The organism is Tunturiibacter gelidiferens (assembly GCF_013410115.1).
Classification (GTDB): Bacteria; Acidobacteriota; Terriglobia; order Terriglobales; family Acidobacteriaceae; genus Edaphobacter; species Edaphobacter gelidiferens.
Genome location: NZ_JACCCV010000001.1, coordinates 1,866,322 through 1,885,123, shown reverse-complemented (window position 1 = coordinate 1,885,123; position 18,802 = coordinate 1,866,322). Strand labels below are relative to the sequence as shown.

Sequence of the window (18,802 nt, the reverse complement as noted above, 5' to 3'; positions counted from 1 at the left end):
CCGTTATACTGGATACACAGATCAAGGAAGCCCCGGCCAAAACCGGGGCTTTTCCGCATTAAAGCCCGTAACCCCTTTGGTTGGACGTATTTGGCCGCAACCCATTTAGAATGACTATTTTGCGATTTGACGTTTTTTGTAAAACTTTCATTCAAAGAGGGTTACGCCACGAGATAGGGGGAGGGGGGTACCCCAAAAGGAGAGGTCGGGTGAGGAAGATCAGATGGATGAATCAACGCCCTGCAAGTGTCGCCACCATCTGCCCAATCACCCGCACCGCATCCGGATGGGCCAGCCCCCGAACTCTCCGGCCCATCTCCACCAGTCTCCCGGCATCCAGCAAAAGCCGCGAAAGATCGCTCAATAAAAACGCTTCCATCAGGTCGTCCGCAGCCTGTACTCGCAACTCCGCAGCGCCGACACGTGCGAAGGCCTCTGCATTCTTCATCTGGTGGTCGTCCGCTGCTCCCGGAAACGGCACCAGCACCGCCGGTCTTCCCGCCGCGGCAAGCTCCGCGACCGTACTCGCACCGCTGCGGCAAAGAATCAGATCCGCATCGGCGAATCTCCTCGGCATATCGTCAAGATACGCAGCCACCTTCCAGCGAGAGGGGTCCGCGCCACTCGCCCCATACGCCTCCTCCGTCGACTCCGCCTGTCCCTTCCCTGTCTGGTGCAGAATCCTCAGTCCGGGCACCTCTTCGAGCAGCCCCTTTGCGATCCGCGGCATGACCGTATTGAAGACACGCGCCCCCTGGCTTCCGCCAAACACCAGCAGCCGCCGAGTCGATGTCAGTCCATCCTTCGAGATGCTACCTGCAGAAGAGGCACGAGCCCTCTCCGCTTCGGGCAGCGGAGCTATCCCAAAAAACTCCCGCCGTACCGGAATACCGGTCACCGTCGCACCACGAAAGTACCTCCGAGTCTCCTCGAAGTTCACCGCGGCAGCCGACACAAATCGCCCTACCAGCCTGTTCGCCAACCCCGGCGCAGCGTTCGGCTCGAACGCCAGCGTAGGAACCTGCAACAGGATCGCCGCCATCATCGCGGGCCCCGATGCATACCCGCCAACTCCCACCACCACATCCGGTTTGAAGCTCCGAACCAACTCCACGCACCGGACAACACCAAGCGGAAGATCCGCCAGCGTCCGCACCCGCGTCGCTAAACTTACATTCTTCAACTGCCCCACCCGAATCAACTCCAGCGGAAACCCGGCCTCCGGCACCAGCCGCGTTTCAAGCCCCCGCGCCGTCCCCACAAACCGCATCTCGGCCCCATGCTCATCGCGCAACTCCCGCGCAATCGCCAGCGCCGGAATGACATGCCCTCCGGTCCCACCACCCGCAATCAAAACCCGCAATGGCTGTCCCAATTCGCTCACCGAGCTCTACTCCGACCAACGGGAGGACCGACGCCACTCAACCCACGCAGAAAAGGTATACCCGTCACGAAGTGACCGCGCGAACCGGGGTCCCCGCAAACAGGTCTTCGTTTGCGGGGTGGCCGAGCGAAGTGGGCCCGTCCGGCAGGACACACGATCTGCCTCTCTTCCACCTCAATCGATCTCGCGCGTGATATTCAGCAGCACACCCATGCTCGCCAGCGTAATAAAGATCGAAGTGCCCCCCGAAGAGATGAACGGCAGCGGAATCCCCTTCGTCGGCAGCAGCGCCAGCACCACGCTCATATTGAAGAAGGCCTGGATCAGAATCGCAGTCGTCAGCCCGAACGCAAGAAACCGCGCAAACGGATCGGTCGAAAGAAACGCCGCCCGCAACCCGCGATACCCCAGCGCAACAAACAATCCAACCACCAGCAGCGCCCCGATCAGTCCCAGCTCTTCGCAGATATTCGCAAAGATAAAGTCCGTCTGAACCTCTGGCAGATAGAACAGCTTCTGCCGCCCCTCCATCAACCCGAGCCCGCGAATCCCACCCGTCCCAACCGCAATCAACGACTGAAGAATGTGAAACCCGGTCCCGCGGGGATCAGCCTCAGGATTCACAAACGCCAGCATCCGCGCCCGTCGAAACGCAACATGAAACAGCATGAAGTAAAGAACAGGAGCCGCAAACGCCGCACCGACCGCAAAGTACTTCGTCTTCGCTCCGGCCAGATACAGCATCAACGCCGTAACCGCCATGCAGACCATGCCGGTCCCCAGATCCGGCTCCTTCAAGATCAAAGCCGTAAACGCCAGCGGCACCGCAACCGCCCGCAGAATCGTTCCCCTCCAGTCGTCCATCTGGTGGATTCGAGTCTGCAAAAAATAAGCAAGAAACAACACCAGCACAGGCTTAGCCAGCTCCGAAGGTTGAAACGTAAACAGGTTCCCAAACCGAACCCAGCGATGCGTCGCATGCGAGTCCTTCATCGCAAACACGCCGATCAACATCAGCATCGTCACCGCAACCGCAGGAAACACCACCTTGGGATTGTTATAAGTCCGATAGTCCACCTGCATCAACGCAACCAGCGCAATCAGCCCCAACACGGCCCAGATCGCCTGCTTCATCACATAAGGATACGGAGACCCGAGACTCGACTGCGCCATCACCGCCGACGCAGAAAACACCATCACCAGCCCAAACAGCACCAGCAGCAGCACCACTCCGAAGAGCCACTTGTCCACCCCAACTCTCTTCGCCATGCATCACTTCCACTTCTTCACTAAATTAGTTCGTTCACCAACTGCCGGAACACGCGGCCGCGATGCTCATAGTTCTCAAACTGGTCAAAGCTCGAACAGGCAGGCGACAGCAGCACTACATCACCAGCCATCGCAGCCTTCGCCGCCTCGGCCACCGCAATCTCCAACGTTCCCGCTGCCACCATCTTCACGACTCCATGCAGCTGGTGCTCAACCTTTTCTGCTGCCGAACCAATCGTATAAACAGCCTTAACCCTCTCTTTCAGCAACTCGGCCATCAACCCATAGTCCGAGTCCTTATCTTTCCCCCCAAGAATCAGGTGAATCCCTTTGCTGAACGAAGCTACAGCCTTCATCGTCGCATCCACATTCGTCGCCTTCGAGTCGTTATAGAATTCGACCCCATTCAGCTTCCTGACCATTTCCAGCCTGTGCTCCACAGCCCTAAAGCTCGCCACCGAAGCCCGAATACTCTCCGCCGAAACCTTCGCCAACCGCGCCACGCAAACTGCCGCTAACACATTCTCGATGTTGTGCGCACCCTTCAGATGCACCTCCGAAACCGGCATCACCGGCTCCGTTGTTCCGCCTTCCTTCTCCACCCACACAATCACGCCATCCCTTACAAACGCGCCGCGTCGAACGGCCTTCGTCCCACTGAACCAGAACACCTCGCTCTTCGCCCGCGCCGCACACATCTGCGTCACGCGATCATCCCCATTCAACACCAGCGCGTCTCCAGCGCCCTGCCGCTCGAAGATTCGCTCCTTCGCCGCCACATACTTCTCGAAGCTGCCATGTCGATCCAGATGGTCTGGCGTGATGTTCAGGATCACCGCAATCCGCGGATGAAACTCCTCAATGGTCTCCAGTTGGAAGCTCGACACCTCCAGCACATTCACCGTCTCCGGCGTGCTCTTCGCCACCAGATCAATAACCGGCAGACCAATATTCCCACCCACCTGCGTCGGCAAACCTGCATCGCTGAGGATCTTTCCCACCAACGTCGTAGTCGTTGTCTTCCCATTCGACCCGGTAATCGCCACCACCTGCCCCTGCAGATAGCGACTCGCCAGCTCCAGCTCCCCAATCACCGTCAGACCAAACGCAACAACCTGCTTCACCTCAGGCGTATCCATCGGCACACCCGGCGATACCACAATCAGATCCTGCCGCCGAAACGTCAGAAGCCCATGCCCGCCGGACTCAACCATGATCCCCGCCTCCAGCAACGCAGGAATCTCCTGCGCCAGCGCCACCGCACTCCGCGTATCGCTCACCGTCACCCGGGCCCCCAGCCCACGCAGAAACATCGCCGCCGACAAGCCGGACTTCCCCAGCCCCACAACCAATACCCGCTTATTCTTCAAATCCATCATGCCTTCACACTCTCATCGCAGCTTCAACGTAGTCAACGCGAACAACGCAAACACCAGCGCTAGAATCCAAAACCGCGCAATCACCTTCGACTCCGACCAGCCCATCAACTCAAAATGATGATGTAGCGGAGCCATCTTGAAGATGCGCTTTCCATTCCTCAGCTTGTAGCTCCCCACCTGCAGCATCACGCTCACCGCCTCAAGAATGAAAACACCGCCAATAAACGGCAGCAACAACTCCTGCTTGATCACAACCGCCACCGTCCCAATTGCCCCACCGAGCGCAAGACTACCAACGTCTCCCATGAAAATCTCAGCCGGATGAGCGTTGTACCAAAGGAACCCAATGCTTGCTCCCACCATCGACCCACAAAATACCGTGAGTTCGCTCACCATCGGCATCCGTTGCAGCTCCAGATAATCCGAAAACACCACATGCCCACTCACGTAGGTCAGAACCGTGAGAGCCCCGGCCGCAATGATCGTACATCCGATCGCCAGCCCATCCAGTCCGTCGGTCAGATTCACCGAATTGCTTGCACCCGCGATCACGATCATCACAAAGACCACGAACGGCAAAAAAACCAGCCAGTGCATGTGCGGAATGTACCCCATCCACTCCCACACCAGATCCGGCCTGAATCGTTTTGCAAACGGCACCATCAGCCGGGTCGAGTAGCCGCCGCGAATCTCCATCACAACCAGCGTTGCCGCCACTGCGGCGCTCACCACAAATTGCAGACCGAGCTTCGCCCTCGCCGTCAGTCCCTGGTTTTGTCGATGCACAACCTTGATATAGTCATCCGCAAATCCGATCGCCCCAAACGCAAGCGTGGACAACATCACCAGCCAGACATAAGGATTCGAAAGATCAGACCACATCAACGTCGGCACCAAAATCGAGATACAGATCAACACCCCGCCCATCGTCGGCGTCCCGCTCTTCTTTTGGTGCGACTGAGGTCCCTCTTCCCGGATATACTGCCCAATCTGAAACTCGCGCAGCTTCTCGATCACATACGGGCCGATCAGCAAGCCGATCAGTAGCGCCGTAAGGCTCGCAAACACAGTACGAAACGTCAGATATCGGAAGATGCGAAACAGCCGAAAGTAAGGGAACAGCTTCTGGTACAGCAACCAATAGAGCAAAACGCCTCCGCCTTTTACTCGCAGCTTATGCCCGTTTTCTGTTGCGAGTCACGGCTATCTTAACAGCACCATCGCCCGGATCCTGTGGTTATCTCATCCGCGAACCAATCCGAATGCCGCCGAATCTCGAAATTCTCCGCTCAGAGCCCGTTCTCTAGCGCAAAGCAGAGCGCATCGGCAGCCATCGCAAGCTCGAACGCAAGATGAGCATCGTGATCCGAGTCCTCTGCCTGCCGCAATAACTCAACAGTCACCGGAAAAAGATCCGTCCCTTTACCGCGCTCAGCGTGCTCAATCTTTTCCAATCTTTGATCCGCCTCCCCAATAAACTTTTCCAGCCAAGCCGGTGAAGGCGACGCGACCTTCTGACGATGTTTTTCCCGGGCAGCATAGAGCCCTGCCAGCGACAGATGCTCCGCTGCACGCAAAACCCCGATCGCCCGCAACACAAACTTGTTTCCTTCTTCGCCCTCTGTTGCCTTGCGGTAGAGCTTCACTCCACGCTCCAGCAGATCCCTCAGGTCTTCCCCCGTTCCTTTTTCCATAAGCGAAATCACGACCGTAGCTCTCTGCATATGGTGAAACGCCGTCATAAGTCCATAATCAGTGGCATAAACAGCCCCGGAACCAGAAACCTTTTCTGCAGCTTTCTTCGCCGCTTTTTTAGCAATCTTCTTGGCGTGTTTCGCAGCGTGTTTTTTGGTAGCTTGCTTTTTAGCGGCGTGTTTAATCGCCTTCTTCGCATGCTTCTTCATCGCCGAACTGGAGTTTTTCCTCACCAGTGCATTCCCGTTGCTCGACATATATCTCTGCTCCGTATGATCTCGTTTCGCCAATCAATAAATCATCAGATGCTGTTTGATTTCGATGCGTCACTAGGCTTTCCCGCTAATACTGTCAAAGCCTTCTCCAAACGCACGCCCCGAGAAGCCTTCAACAACACTACGTCGCCCGCGCGCACATTCGCAACCAGCCACTCACCCGCTTCCTCGGGAGTTGTTACAAATAATGTTTCCACGCCGCCTGCCCTGGCCGCCCCCACAATGGATTCGGCCGCACCGCGCACTCCGAGCACAAAATCCACCCCGCGTTCCTTCATCCGCGCACCGCACGCAGCATGTAGCGCAGCCGAATCCGGACCAAGTTCCAACATCTCCCCCGCAACCACAATATGCCTCTCCGCCGGAATCGCCACCAACGCATCGATCATCGCGTTAAGCGCCGTCGGATTGGAGTTATAGCAGTCATTGATCAGCGTCGCCCCGCGCCACTCCAGAACCTCCCCACGCTTATCCCCTGCCCTCAGTTCGCCGACCACCGCCGCGCACTCCGCTAACTCCATCCCGCTTTGCAGGCCTGCAGCAATCGCAGCCAACGCATTAGGGATGTTGTGCCGTCCCAACATCTTCAACTGCACACTCGCGCGCTGCCCCTTCGCCTCCACCGTAAATACCACGCCCTCCGCGCCTACTTCAGCGACGTTGACAGCTCTTACCCCTGCTCCCTCACCAAACCCGTAAAACACCGCGCGTCTATCCAACCCACGGCCAAACGCCGCTACGTAAGCGTCGTCGAAGTTCAGAATCGCTATACCATCTGCAGGCAGCGCCTCAATCAACTCATACTTCGCCCGTGCAATTCCAATCAGCCCCTCCGGAAAGAACTCGAGATGCACCGGCCCCACGTTCGACACAACGGCCCAATCCGGCTCGGCAATCTGTGCCAGCGCAGCAATCTCACCCGCATGGTTCATACCCATCTCGATCACCGCGACCTCATGCTCCCGCTCCAGCTTCAGAAGCTGCAACGGCAGACCAAACGCGTTGTTCAGGTTGCCGGCTGACTTCAACACCTTGAACTTCGCTCCCAGAACCTGTGCCACAGCCTCCTTGGTCGTAGTCTTCCCGGCCGACCCGGTCACTCCGATCACTCTCCCACCCCACTTGCGTCGCACCGCATGAGCCAATTGCTGCAGCGCCCGCAACACACAATCGTCGCACTCTGCCACGCGCAGCAATCGCCTCTCATCCACTTCAGCCGGCACAACCCATCGATTACTCACCACAGCAGCCAGGGCCCCATTCGCGAGCGCCGCATGCACGTACTCATGCCCGTCGAGTCTCTCGCCGCGAACTGCAAAAAAAAGCTCTCCGCCACCAATCGTGCGCGAGTCTATCCCATACCCCACCGCTTCGGCCGATGTATCGAACTCGCCATCCGCATGAATCCAGTCAGCAATCTTCCCCAAGGTCAGCTTCACGCGATCTCCCTCAAAACTCCAGCAGCTACAGCCACATCATCGAACGGCACCGTTCCCTCTCGCAGGATCTGCACCTTCTCATGGCCCTTACCCGCGATCAAAACAATGTCTCCAGCCTTCGCCGCACGAATCGCAATCTCGATCGCCGCGGCTCGATCCTGTTCTACTATGCACCTCGTCGCTGTCTCCCGAACTCCAGCCAGAGCCTCGTTGATAATCTCCATCGGATCTTCACTACGTGGGTTATCGCTCGTAAGCACAACGAGGTCGCTTCCCTTCCCCGCCGCCCGGCCCATCCGCGGGCGTTTCGTCTTATCTCGATCTCCGCCACAACCAAACAGAGTAATCACCCTGCCACTGCGTTCCTTCACTAACTCCCGCGCCAGCGAGATCAAATTCCGCAGAGCATCATCGGTATGCGCATAGTCCACCACCACCGTCATGTCATTGGAAGAAGGCACCACCTCAAAGCGGCCCGGCACCTGCGCTCCCGAAGCCGCTCCTGCCACGACCTCTTCGAGAGTCATTCCTCTGGCCAGCGCAGCACAAGATGCAGCCAGCAGGTTGTATACATTCACCCTTCCCGTCAGCGAAGACCTCATCAGCGCATCCCCATTCGGCGTCTTGAAGATAAATCGCGTCTCGCCCGCTTGCAGCTTGATGTCCTCCGCCCGATAGTCTCCGCTCAACGGCTCCAACCCATATCCCATCATCTGAGACTGCCGATTCGCCGCGATGAGGCGCCTCCCATAGCTATCATCGCCATTGATCACAGCGACTCGCGGCGCCGGCGACCCAACTCCCTCAAACAATCGCGCCTTCGCTGCGAAGTACTTCTCCATCGTCCCGTGATAATCCAGATGGTCCTGGGTCAGATTGGTAAACATCGCGACGTCTACCGGCAACCCCCAGACTCGCTCCTGCTCCAGCGCATGAGACGACATCTCCATCACGGCTTCTGTAGCACCAGCCTTCACCCCATCCGCAAAAATCTCCAGCACATCCCGTGACTCCGGCGTAGTATGCGGCGAAACCCGCACCTCATCTCCAACATGCGTCTCAATTGTCCCAATCAACACGCACGTCCGCCCCACACTCCGAAGCATCGCCTCCAGTAAAAATGCCGTCGTTGTCTTCCCATTCGTTCCGGTCACCCCACTCAACGCAAGACCACGCTCCGGATGTCCCATCACCGCAGCACTGACCTCTGCCAGCGCCCGCCGTCCTCGCTCCACCAAAGCCGCCCCAACGCCTGCATGCTCTCGACGCAGCTTTTCGTAAGCCTCGCGAGAGTCCGTAACCACGGCCATCGCCCCCTTCGCGATAGCGGCCTCTATATAACGATTTCCATCCGTCGCCTCACCCCGCATCGCGACAAACACATCACCGCGCCCCATCCGTCGAGAGTCATACTCCACCCCCGAAACCTCTACCGCAGCACAAAAGCGTTCCACGGCACTAAGGCCGTCGCAAACAGTCTTCCAATTCATAGAGGGATGCTAGCCGAGAACCCGCATCTGTCACAGCACAAAACCATCATCGACTGAACCGCACCACGATCTCAGTCCCAGCCGGCACCATCGTGCCCGCCGCCGGCACCTGCTCTCTAGCCAAACCGCTCCCGACAGCCTGTACCCGCAAACCCGCCGAATCCGCCCGCTCCACTACACCCCGCAGCCCCGATCCCTCGAACGAAGGCACTGGCACACGCAGCCCCGCATCCACAACCACCGCGCCCTTCTCTTTTGCCTCAACGGCAGGCGCAGCCTTCTGCGGCATCGTTTGCGCAGACGCATCAGGTGCCGCCGAGCCAGTACCATCGCCCCCATGAAACGCCGCCACAACCTTCGCCGGCAACATATCCAAAATCCCTGAAGTCTTCCCGTTAGCAGGCGCCTTCTGCGTAACTGCAACCGGTTTCTCGATCGCCGCAACCTCAGCAGGCGCAGCGTTCGACTGCGGCGCGCGCAGCGGATCATCCGCTGGCAAGCTATTCACATCATCGAACATCGCATTCAGATCGGCCGTGTTTTCGCTTGGCGCATCCCCGGCCTCCTCCGTCTTCGCCGCCACCGTCAACTCTTTCTTCGTCTTCAACGGCTGATCATGCGGAACACCCAGATACTCCAATACCTGTTGCGCCACCTCAGCAAACACCGGCGCACTCGCCGCACCGCCGTAGTGCTGCACCTCGCTACCCGCCGTCGGAGTGTCGATTACGACCGCAACCGAGATCGCAGGATTGCTCACCGGCGCGAAGCCCGCAAAACTCGCCACCAACTTCGTATGCGAGTAGGTGTGCGTCGCCGGATCAATCTTCTGCGCTGTGCCCGTCTTACCACCCGAGCTATAACCGTTCAGCGCCGCCTGCCGCCCCGTGCCCTCGGTCACAATGCCCTGCATCATCATCCGCATCTTCGCCGAGGTCATCTCTGTAATCACCCGATGCGCGCCATCGGGCAGCGTCGAGGGCAGTCCATTCGAAGGCCGGAACGCCGCAGGCTTCAACCGCGGATCGCCCTTCATCTCATCGGTCGACTGCAGCAGCACATGCGGAGGCATATAAACTCCGCCATTTGCAATTGTGCTCACCATCGTTACAAGCTGCACCGGCGTCACGCCCACCTCCTGCCCAATCGCAATCGACAGGATGCTCGTCGCTCCCCACTTCCTCGGATTCCGCAGCAGGCCACGTGTCTCACTCGGCAGTTCGATCCCCGAGCGATCCCCAAATCCAAAGGCCCTCATATAGTCATAAAACTTCTGATTCCCCAGCTTCAACGCCATCTTCGCCGCGCCGACGTCGCTCGAGTGCTCCAGCGCATATTGCACCGTCACCCGCCCAAAGTGATCGCTCCTGTCGTCATGCAGCGTGCGACCGTACATCGTCATCGCGCCACCCTGACAATCCACAATGTCCGTAGGCTGCACCCCCGCCGCATCGATCGCAGCCGAGTAAGTCACCAGCTTGAACGTCGATCCCGGCTCATACACATCGCTCACCGCCAGGTTCGTCAACACGCTTGAGTCCATGTGTTTCTGGTCGTTCGGATTGAACCGCGGAGACACCGCCAACGCCAGAACCTGCCCCGTGTGCGGGTCCTGCACCACCACCGTCCCATGCAAAGCCTTCACCTTCTCCACCTGTGCATCGAGCGCCCGCTCCGCCATGTACTGAATATTCGCGTCGATCGACAGCACAAGATTCTCACCCGGCATCGGCTGGTTCTCTTCACTGCCCAACACATGTCGCTTCGCATCAAGCGCAGTCAGCATATGCCCAGGCTCCCCGTGCATATCCTCGTCGAACTGCCGCTCCAAACCACCCAGTCCAATATCGTCGGTACCCACATATCCCAACACCTGTGCAGCCAGGTCATTATTCGGATAGAACCGTTTGAACTCCTTCTGAAAGTACACGCCCTTCAAATTCAACTCGCGCAAGCGGTCGACAATACCGGGATCGACCTTCCTCGCCACCCACGCAAAGTTCTTCGAAGCATTGAATCGCGCCAGCATCTGCTGCTGCGATGTAAAGTTGTCTCTCGGATCCGCGTGCACAATCTCTGCCAGTATCTCCGCCGCGCTCGCACGATTATCCCCAAGCTCCGACGGCACCGCATACACACTATCCACCTGCACCGTCACGGCAAGCTCCCGCAGATTGCGGTCATACAGCATCCCCCGCCGCGGAGCCACCTCGAACGTCCTCTGTTGCTGCAGCGCCGCCCGATGCACAAAGTCCGAGTGCCGCACCACCTGAAGCCATCCCAGCCGTACCGCGATCAGCGACGTCCAGGCGCAAAAAAACAGCGCCACATAAGCGAAACGGATCCTCCGTATTGGAGCGGTCAACGTCTGCCGTGGCGCTTTGTTCATCTCATCCCTGCTTTATCGTTAATGTACTTCCCGATCCCTCACCGTCAGACGTTCTACAAACTCGAACACACTGCCGACAATCCGCTACTGCGCAATCTGCATCGCCGGAGCACTAGCCTGCGCCAGCACTGGAGCATTCGGATCTCCGCCGCCCTCAGGCCGCACCACCTGTCCGGGCTGAGGCTCGCCCAAACCAAGCTGCTTGGCAATCCTGTCGATCCGGCCAGGATCCGTCAACTGCGCCTCATTCAACCGCAGTTGCCTATTCTCCTCCCGCAACTGCTCCACCTGTGCCTTCTGGGCCTCGACGTGATAACCAATCTCAATCGCCGAAAAGTGCTGCCAGACATAAACCATCACCAGCACAAACAACACACTCATCACTGCAGTAAACGTGCGCATCTCACGCCGCCGCTCCGGATCGTCCGCCTTCACAATGCGGCTGTTGTCGATGTGCTTCGTAAAGAAGACCTCGGGCGTAGGTCCACGCCGAGCACGCCGTTGCGTCTCATACAGCTCACGATTCCGCGCCGTCAGCGACTCCGCACGGCTCTGCGCCCGCGACCCTAGCATCTCTAACTGTTGTCCCGCCATCGCCGAAGCTGCCATCCTGCACCTCTCTCAACCCGCCGCTAAATCCTGAGCCCAAAATCTTTTGCCACTCTCCTCAACGTACGAACCGGGCCGGGATCGCTATGGAGGAAGGGACTTTTTGTTGCAGAGTTGTCTTTCGCCTGAAAGAAGGTGGGACAACCCCGGCCCGATCACATGTTTTCTCTATCTATAGACTGCACCATTTTTTGTGCAATAGAGAATCTTGTACCTAAATTTTTTCTGCGGCCCTCAACTTCGCACTACGCGACCGCGGATTCCTCATCTGTTCCTGCTCAGCCGCCACAACCGGCTTCTTCGTCAAAACCTCAAATATCTTCGCGTCCTTCGCAGCCTTGAACGCATCCTTCACCAGCCGGTCCTCCAAAGAGTGGAAGCTGATCAACACCAGCCTTCCGCCCGGCTTCAACAGAGACCCCGCGCTCTTCAGCAGCGATTGAATCTCTCCCAACTCGTTATTCACTCGAATCCGGAGTGCTTGAAAGGTCCTGGTAGCCGGATGAATCTTCTCGCCTTTCATTGGTGGGGCCTCGGCCGATACGATTCGAGCCAATTCTGCTGTAGTCGTAATCGGCCGGGCCCTAACAATGGCTCTGGCGATTCTCCGCGACCTCCTTTCCTCTCCGAATTCGTAAATCAGGTCGGCGAGTTCGTTTTCGTCTTCCTGATTTACCACTTGCTCGGCCGTCTCCCCACTGCGCGTATCCATCCGCATGTCTAGTGGTCCGTCGGTCCGAAAACTAAATCCTCTGTGCGCCTCGTCCAGCTGCAGGCTGCTCACGCCAAAGTCAGCGAGCAATCCATCCAGGCTCCCCGCTTCAATCAGGCTCGAAGCCTCCGAAAACGCCCTCGGCTCGAACACCACCTCCGGCATCTCCTCACCAAGCTCAGCCCGTAAAACCTCAAGCCTTGCCTTAGCCATCTCCATCGCCTCCGGGTCACGGTCAAAGCCAATCAACTTGCCCTTGCCGCCCAGCCTCTTCGCAATCTCCGAAGAGTGCCCCGCCAGACCCAACGTCGCGTCAACCACCACGCCGCCCGGCCGCACATTCAAATACTCCAAAACTTCTTCTAAAAGAACCGGCACATGTTGCGGACTCTTCATCTGTCACCCGCCTTCTGTGCTGCCCCTGGGGGCCAACCTGCTACTACTAAGCAACAACCTTGGTCTTCTCTGCGAACGCCATCAGATCCACATCTGTCAGCTCAACAGCTCCACTGGCCTTCTTCATCTCGGCGTCGAACATCTCTGCATTTACAACTTCCAACAACGTCTGCGACCCCAGAACATTCACCTCGCCCGTCACCTTCGCCAACTCCCGCAGCTTCTGCGGAATCAGCACCCGGCCCTGTGCATCCATCTCGGCCATCTGCCCATAGAAGTTCGTCACATCCTGAAACTTCTTTCGTACCGGATCCATCGGGGACATCTTCGACAGCGACGCCTCGATCTGCTCCCACTCCTTCAGCGGATAAACCTGCGCCCGCTTCCCATCCATGCTCGTTATGTAGAACTCGGGTCCGTACAGCTCATCCACACGGCGCTTGAACTCGGCAGGGAGTTTAAGTCTCCCTTTCTCATCAACGCGTGTTGGGTGATTTCCCCGAAACATAACGACCTCGATACCTCTCTCGCCTCATCTTTGGTTCAAAACCTGCTCCGCATCGTAGAATTTTGTTGCCAGGGAACCTAGTTTGGTCCACCAAACTCCAAAATCTTCTACTTCGCTCCACCAGCATCGCCGAGCTACCCAGCCCTGTAAAGGACTAATTTGTACAACTTCTGTGCATTTCCCATATTGGAATGTGGAAAACTCAGCTACTTGTGTGTACCGAAGAGGTAACCGCTAGCTGTAGTGTTGGCTCTGGTGATTCATGCCATCTCCGTTACTTGCAGAGCGTGAATCGATCTGATAAGCGAAATAAAAGCGAAAATAGCCTCAGCCGCCATCTACGGTTGTTCGTGATAGATCAAACGGCCCTCAGAGTTTGCAGTCGAAAGATAATGGAAATCTTTATCGAAGTGTTTTCTGAACACGCTGAACCCATAAGTACCCTTCATGTGCACTGTGATCTTCATCTGAGAATCCTGGGGAAAGGGATGTCGATCCTGTAGAAAAAAACAAGGAATAGTCGCTCCTGCCCCGCCAGCTTCCAATAGCGGAATGGGAGGCGATCCGACAACGAGATCGCTTATAAAAATATGACTTGCAGTGTCATTGATGAGCGGTTCACACTTTACCTCGGCGTTGGAAATGTCTAGAATTCCAGTGTTTTTGAGTAGTAAGTGGTCGAAGTTGTACATATTGTCTTTGTCCACAGGCTGTAACGTTTCCAGCTGAAAATGCGGCTGCAAGTTATATCGAATGGATGGAATCTCTGCGATGAACCCGATCACAGCGATCACACCCAAAAAGATCGCCCACAGATTCCACTTTTTCTTCTCGACAAGCTGAACGGGCGCAGTCGTCTTTTTTATGTCAGCAGCGACGTCTATGCCCAACTGTTTGCGGAGTCTCTTATATTTACGTCGATCGCGTGCAGAACCACTCGGCATTTCAGAAGCCTAACACGCTGTATTTACGATGGTTTACAGGTAGGCGAGTGTATGCGCAGATCTCTCGCCCCAACTCCATCCCATAGCGAGGACAGGGCCTGAGCACTTCGCCCAGGGTACCTCCGTTTGTTCGCGCGCATCCTCTTTCCGTATTCGGCGGCAATTCAGAGCCGTTGGAGTTTGGCGATCGACGGGGGTGGGAGCTAACGCTTTCCCAATAAGTTCTTCCGGCGCAATAGCCAGATCAGGTACGCAAGCACTGCCAGATTGATGACCAGCAGGCTCAAACGAGACCAGTCCGGCTTCCGGATCAGCTCATACAGCTCCCACGGCAGAAAAGACACCGTCAGAATCAGCGTCAGATACTCAGCCCAAACCTTTTCGAGAAGCAGTCCGATCCCCTCCGTCAAAGCCAACGCGGAATATCCGAACGTCCCCACACTGATCTGTCTCAACCGATGAGCATCGATCAGGTCAGCCTTGTGCAGCAACAAAGCAACCAGCCGGCTTTCAGGGTCAAACCTCAACTTCAGAGCCAGCCGCGTCACCTCATCACCAACATCTTTATGCAGCAGGTGAACCGCACCCGCACCGATACAGAAGAAGAAGATCGCCTTGGCCAGCTTGAAAAGCCCGATCAGCAACAAACCGCGATCGTGAGCACCGGCCGGGTGATCCCCCTGCTCCGGTGCCTGTATCAACTCGCGGCTACTTATCGGTTCTTTCAGCATCATCAGACCTTCAGTTGACGAGGACTCAATGGAATTGTCAACGCCCCCTTCGTGTGATGCACATCTTCACCGCATCAACATCTTCTCGCTAACCGTTAGGCGCACACAACCGACGTCGCAACGCTCTCTCTTCAGACGGCATATCACGAGCATGATGGAAATTAGACCAATCCAGTCCCCGCAAGCAGACGTAGATGCTTATGAGTGCCCCTGCAGGGAACCAACTTCTAAATGATCTGGAACGATAAAGGATAACGACAATGAAGAAGACCTTCCTCGCAACCGTTGCAGTCGCCGCTCTGGCCATCACCTCAGTTACCGCACACGCCCAGAAGGACCCTGAAGTCGGCGGAGCTGCGATGTACCCCACCAAGACCATCGTCGAGAACGCCGTCAACTCACCCATCCACAAGACCCTCGTCGCTGCCGTCAAGGCCGGCGGCCTGGTCGATACGCTCAACAGCCCCGGGCCCTTCACCGTCTTCGCACCAACCGATGATGCCTTCGCAAAACTTCCCGCAGGCACCGTCGACACCCTCGTCAAGCCCGAGAGCAAAGACACTCTGGACAAAATCCTCACCTACCACGTAGTAGCCGGCAAGATCTCCTCGAAGGAACTCGCAAAGATGATCCAGAAGGGCGGCGGCAAAGCTACTCTTAAGACCGTTCAGGGCGAAGATCTCACAGCCACCATGTCCGGCGGCAACATCATGCTGACCGATGCCAAGGGCGGCATGGCCACCATCACCACAGCCGATGTCTTCCAGTCGAACGGCGTCATCCACGTCATCGACACCGTCCTCATGCCCAACTAAGTGTTTCCTCCGGTAATCCCTTGAGGCGCCTCATCACGAGGCGCCTTTTTTTCTTATCCCACAAAACACACTATGATTGGCAGCCCCTACACCACTCGCACTTTCTGCTGAAACACGCTATAAACCAACTCAACGATGCGCCACACCTTCCAATCCCAACAGTGGCTCCCCTACCCTGTTGAAGTAGTCTTCGCCTTCTTCTCAAATCCCGACAACCTCCCACGCCTCATGCCCGCGTGGCAGAAAGCCCGCATCGAAGAGATCTCCATCGCACCCCCGCCTCCCCACCCTGTCACATCCTCCAGACCCGGCAGCATCGCCGCAGGTGCCGGAACGAAGCTCACAATCAGCTTTCGCCCATTTCCATATTCCCCCATCAGACTCCGCTGGGACGCAGAGATCTCCGACTTCCTCTGGAACGATCACTTCTGTGACCGGCAACTCCGAGGTCCCTTCGCCTACTGGCACCATTGCCACCATGTAAAGTCAGAAACGCGAACAGAAAACTCCCGAGGCCCTGTCCCCGGCACTCTGCTCGAAGACAAAGTCGACTACGAACTACCGCTGGGAGTATTTGGAAATATCGCCAACAGCCTCTTCGTCGCTTCTCAGCTTCGCAGCACCTTTGCCTATCGTCACGCACGCACCACCCAGTTGCTTGGAGCCCGCATTCAATAATCCCATCACCTAATGCTTGGCGAGAACCTGCTCCATCAGCTTGCTGAGATAAGGTCTCGACCTCTCAAGCGCCGCCTCAGCCGTAAGGCCGTACTTCTCTCGCAGCGACTCCACCTTCCCATGCTCGATGAACGCATCCGGCCAGCCCACCCTCACCACCGGAACCTGCAGCTCAAGTTCGTTCAACGTCTCCATCACGGCAGAACCAAAACCACCCGCAAGAACATGATCTTCCAACGTAATCACCAACCCACAGCGGCCACCGAACTCTCCGACGCAATCACGATCTACCGGCTTCGCAAAACGCGGATTAATCACCGCTGCAGAAAACCCTTCCAGCTTCAACATCTCTGCCAGACGGACCGCCTCCGGCAGCATCGCTCCTAAACCGAAGATGGCAACATCCGCTCCGTCGCGAATCACCTCAGCCTTGCCGATCTCAAGCGCTACCGGCTGCTCTTTCACAGCAATCCCCGGTCCGGTGCCCCGCGGATATCGAATCGCGCTTGGCCCCTCGTGCAGCATCGCCGTATACATCATGTCGGCCAGTTCATCCTCATTCTTCGGCACCATATGCACCAGGTTCGGCACGCTGCGCAGATAGCTGATATCGAACAGCCCATGATGCGTCGGCCCATCATCACCGCTCAACCCGCCGCGATCCATGCAGAACACCACCGGCAGATTCTGCAGACAGACATCATGCACAATCTGATCGAAGGCACGCTGCAGAAACGTCGAATAGATCGCACAAAACGGCTTATATCCCTTCGTCGCCATTCCAGCGGCAAAGATGACCGCGTGCTCCTCAGCAATCCCCACGTCAAAGTACCTCTTCGGATGATGCGGCCTGAAGAGATCCAACGCGGTCCCATTCGGCATCGCAGCCGTAATCGCGACAACCTTATCGTTCATCGTAGCTAGCTTCGTCAACGATTCCGCAAATATCTCGGAATAAGTCTTCTGCCCCGCAGGCTTGGTCTCACCGGTCTGCGCATCGTAAGGCCCCAGCCCATGAAACTTCTTCTGCTTTTCTATCGCAGGCTGAAAACCCTTTCCTTTTTGAGTGATCGCATGCAGCACCACCGGCTTATTCTGCTGCTTCAAAAAGTTGAATGTCTCAATCAGTAGCGGCAGATTATGTCCATCGAGCGGTCCAAAGTAGCTCAGCCCAAACTCTTCGAAGAGCGTGCCCGGCCCAATCAAACCCTTCGCCGCCTCTTCCGCCTTGCGAGCAACATGCCGCACCGTCTTCCCACCAAAGCGCTCCAGCAGATCGGCCGCCCGATCATGCAGGCTCGAGATCGTAGGATTCGTCACGATCTTATGAAAGTACTCAGCGATCGCCCCAACGTTCTTATCAATTGACCACGCATTATCGTTCAACACCACGATCAACCGCTTGGTCTGAGCCGCGATATTGTTCAGCGCTTCAAACGAGATACCATTCGTAAACGCCGCGTCCCCCGCCAGCGCGACGATATGTTCTTTGCCGCCCGACATGTCGCGGGCAACAGCCATGCCCAGAGCCGCGCTCAGCGCCGTTCCTGCGTGTCCCGCACCATAACTGTCATGCTCGCTCTCGGTGCGCAGCATAAACCCATTCAATCCACCCGGCTGCCGAATCGTATGAAACAGCTTCTCTCGCCCCGTCAGCAGCTTGTGTACATAGGCCTGATGGCTCACGTCGAAGACGAAGCTATCAGTCGGTGTGTCGAACACATAGTGCATCGCAAGCGTCAGTTCAACCACGCCGAGATTCGGACCAATATGCCCACCCGTCTTTGCAACCCCCACAATCAGACGCGCCCGGATCTCCTCTGCCAACTGGGTCAGCTCCGCAATCGAAAGCTTCTTGACGTCAGCGGGAGAGTTGATTGTCTCGAGAATATTGCTCATTCAAAACCTGTTCTGCAGTCTCGCTAACCGAGCGTCGCGTCCTGCCCAAAACACAGCTATACCCTCAACCCGGCGAAATGAGGTGACTTTTAAGTATATCAACCCACAACTTCGCGTGTTGCATTTTTCAAACCCGATTCTTAGACGTTCGTTTCCGTCATTCGATGTCTTTTCCGCATCGCGAGTCAGC

Annotated in this window: 16 protein-coding genes; 2 read left to right on the top strand and 14 right to left on the bottom strand. The window is 56.9% G+C overall.

From position 1 onward, the window contains the following. Positions 1 to 232 precede the first annotated feature (232 nt). The 13 genes from murG to HDF12_RS07935 form a co-directional block, all read right to left on the bottom strand. Complete coding sequence (murG, locus tag HDF12_RS07995; protein WP_257025603.1) at positions 233 to 1,375, bottom strand: undecaprenyldiphospho-muramoylpentapeptide beta-N-acetylglucosaminyltransferase; 1,143 nt, start codon at positions 1,373 to 1,375, stop codon at positions 233 to 235. Positions 1,376 to 1,558: 183 nt separating this feature from the next. Continuing rightward, a complete protein-coding gene (ftsW, locus tag HDF12_RS07990; protein ID WP_179581995.1) occupies positions 1,559 to 2,653 on the bottom strand; it encodes a putative lipid II flippase FtsW in 1,095 nt (364 codons plus the stop codon). A gap of 20 nt (positions 2,654 to 2,673) precedes the next feature. Next, positions 2,674 to 4,029 (bottom strand): UDP-N-acetylmuramoyl-L-alanine--D-glutamate ligase, encoded by a 1,356-nt coding sequence (murD, locus tag HDF12_RS07985; protein ID WP_179583512.1) that lies wholly within the window; start codon positions 4,027 to 4,029, stop codon positions 2,674 to 2,676. Between the two features lie 15 nt (positions 4,030 to 4,044). After that, a complete protein-coding gene (mraY, locus tag HDF12_RS07980; RefSeq protein WP_179581994.1) occupies positions 4,045 to 5,181 on the bottom strand; it encodes a phospho-N-acetylmuramoyl-pentapeptide-transferase in 1,137 nt (378 codons plus the stop codon). Positions 5,182 to 5,321: 140 nt separating this feature from the next. After that, the gene (locus tag HDF12_RS07975; RefSeq protein ID WP_179581993.1) at positions 5,322 to 5,984 is read right to left on the bottom strand and encodes a hypothetical protein; all 663 of its coding nucleotides are present in this window, start codon (positions 5,982 to 5,984) and stop codon (positions 5,322 to 5,324) included. A 44-nt stretch (positions 5,985 to 6,028) separates the two neighbouring features. Continuing rightward, positions 6,029 to 7,441, bottom strand: coding sequence for a UDP-N-acetylmuramoyl-tripeptide--D-alanyl-D-alanine ligase (locus HDF12_RS07970; RefSeq protein ID WP_179581992.1), 1,413 nt, complete (start codon positions 7,439 to 7,441; stop codon positions 6,029 to 6,031). Next, positions 7,438 to 8,931 carry a UDP-N-acetylmuramoyl-L-alanyl-D-glutamate--2,6-diaminopimelate ligase gene (locus HDF12_RS07965; protein ID WP_179581991.1) on the bottom strand — a complete coding sequence of 498 codons (1,494 nt, stop codon included), beginning with the start codon at positions 8,929 to 8,931 and terminating at the stop codon, positions 7,438 to 7,440. The genes HDF12_RS07970 and HDF12_RS07965 overlap by 4 nt, the downstream gene beginning before the upstream one ends. A gap of 46 nt (positions 8,932 to 8,977) precedes the next feature. Next, entirely contained in the window at positions 8,978 to 11,320 is a 2,343-nt protein-coding gene (locus tag HDF12_RS07960) for a penicillin-binding protein (RefSeq protein ID WP_179581990.1), read from the bottom strand. Between the two features lie 84 nt (positions 11,321 to 11,404). Beyond that, positions 11,405 to 11,929 (bottom strand): cell division protein FtsL, encoded by a 525-nt coding sequence (ftsL, locus tag HDF12_RS07955; protein WP_179581989.1) that lies wholly within the window; start codon positions 11,927 to 11,929, stop codon positions 11,405 to 11,407. A gap of 214 nt (positions 11,930 to 12,143) precedes the next feature. Next, entirely contained in the window at positions 12,144 to 13,037 is an 894-nt protein-coding gene (gene rsmH / locus HDF12_RS07950; protein WP_179581988.1) for a 16S rRNA (cytosine(1402)-N(4))-methyltransferase RsmH, read from the bottom strand. Positions 13,038 to 13,083: 46 nt separating this feature from the next. Further along, on the bottom strand, positions 13,084 to 13,545 hold the full coding sequence (locus HDF12_RS07945; RefSeq protein WP_179581987.1) for a division/cell wall cluster transcriptional repressor MraZ: 462 nt from the start codon (positions 13,543 to 13,545) through the stop codon (positions 13,084 to 13,086). Between the two features lie 338 nt (positions 13,546 to 13,883). After that, positions 13,884 to 14,435 (bottom strand): hypothetical protein, encoded by a 552-nt coding sequence (locus tag HDF12_RS07940; RefSeq protein ID WP_179581986.1) that lies wholly within the window; start codon positions 14,433 to 14,435, stop codon positions 13,884 to 13,886. Between the two features lie 257 nt (positions 14,436 to 14,692). Then, positions 14,693 to 15,223, bottom strand: coding sequence for a DUF2127 domain-containing protein (locus HDF12_RS07935; RefSeq protein ID WP_257025417.1), 531 nt, complete (start codon positions 15,221 to 15,223; stop codon positions 14,693 to 14,695). A 257-nt stretch (positions 15,224 to 15,480) separates the two neighbouring features. On the opposite strand from HDF12_RS07935, the gene HDF12_RS07930 reads away from it, so the two are divergent. Beyond that, entirely contained in the window at positions 15,481 to 16,035 is a 555-nt protein-coding gene (locus HDF12_RS07930) for a fasciclin domain-containing protein (protein ID WP_179581985.1), read from the top strand. 135 nt (positions 16,036 to 16,170) lie between these two features. After that, complete coding sequence (locus HDF12_RS07925; protein WP_179581984.1) at positions 16,171 to 16,713, top strand: SRPBCC family protein; 543 nt, start codon at positions 16,171 to 16,173, stop codon at positions 16,711 to 16,713. A 9-nt stretch (positions 16,714 to 16,722) separates the two neighbouring features. Here the strand turns inward: HDF12_RS07925 and dxs are convergent, their stop codons facing one another. Then, on the bottom strand, positions 16,723 to 18,612 hold the full coding sequence (gene dxs / locus HDF12_RS07920) for a 1-deoxy-D-xylulose-5-phosphate synthase (RefSeq protein WP_179581983.1): 1,890 nt from the start codon (positions 18,610 to 18,612) through the stop codon (positions 16,723 to 16,725). Positions 18,613 to 18,802 lie beyond the last annotated feature (190 nt).

Bases quoted from the DNA above. Each gene is read 5' to 3' on its own strand.
- ftsW (WP_179581995.1), bottom strand. From the start codon at position 2,653: ATGGCGAAGAGAGTTGGGGTGGACAAGTGGCTCTTCGGAGTGGTGCTG.
- murD (WP_179583512.1), bottom strand. From the start codon at position 4,029: ATGGATTTGAAGAATAAGCGGGTATTGGTTGTGGGGCTGGGGAAGTCC.
- HDF12_RS07975 (WP_179581993.1), bottom strand. From the start codon at position 5,984: ATGTCGAGCAACGGGAATGCACTGGTGAGGAAAAACTCCAGTTCGGCG.
- HDF12_RS07965 (WP_179581991.1), bottom strand. From the start codon at position 8,931: ATGAATTGGAAGACTGTTTGCGACGGCCTTAGTGCCGTGGAACGCTTT.
- HDF12_RS07960 (WP_179581990.1), bottom strand. From the start codon at position 11,320: ATGAACAAAGCGCCACGGCAGACGTTGACCGCTCCAATACGGAGGATC.
- ftsL (WP_179581989.1), bottom strand. From the start codon at position 11,929: ATGGCAGCTTCGGCGATGGCGGGACAACAGTTAGAGATGCTAGGGTCG.
- rsmH (WP_179581988.1), bottom strand. From the start codon at position 13,037: ATGAAGAGTCCGCAACATGTGCCGGTTCTTTTAGAAGAAGTTTTGGAG.
- HDF12_RS07945 (WP_179581987.1), bottom strand. From the start codon at position 13,545: ATGTTTCGGGGAAATCACCCAACACGCGTTGATGAGAAAGGGAGACTT.
- HDF12_RS07935 (WP_257025417.1), bottom strand. From the start codon at position 15,223: ATGATGCTGAAAGAACCGATAAGTAGCCGCGAGTTGATACAGGCACCG.
- HDF12_RS07930 (WP_179581985.1), top strand. From the start codon at position 15,481: ATGAAGAAGACCTTCCTCGCAACCGTTGCAGTCGCCGCTCTGGCCATC.
- HDF12_RS07925 (WP_179581984.1), top strand. From the start codon at position 16,171: ATGCGCCACACCTTCCAATCCCAACAGTGGCTCCCCTACCCTGTTGAA.
- dxs (WP_179581983.1), bottom strand. From the start codon at position 18,612: ATGAGCAATATTCTCGAGACAATCAACTCTCCCGCTGACGTCAAGAAG.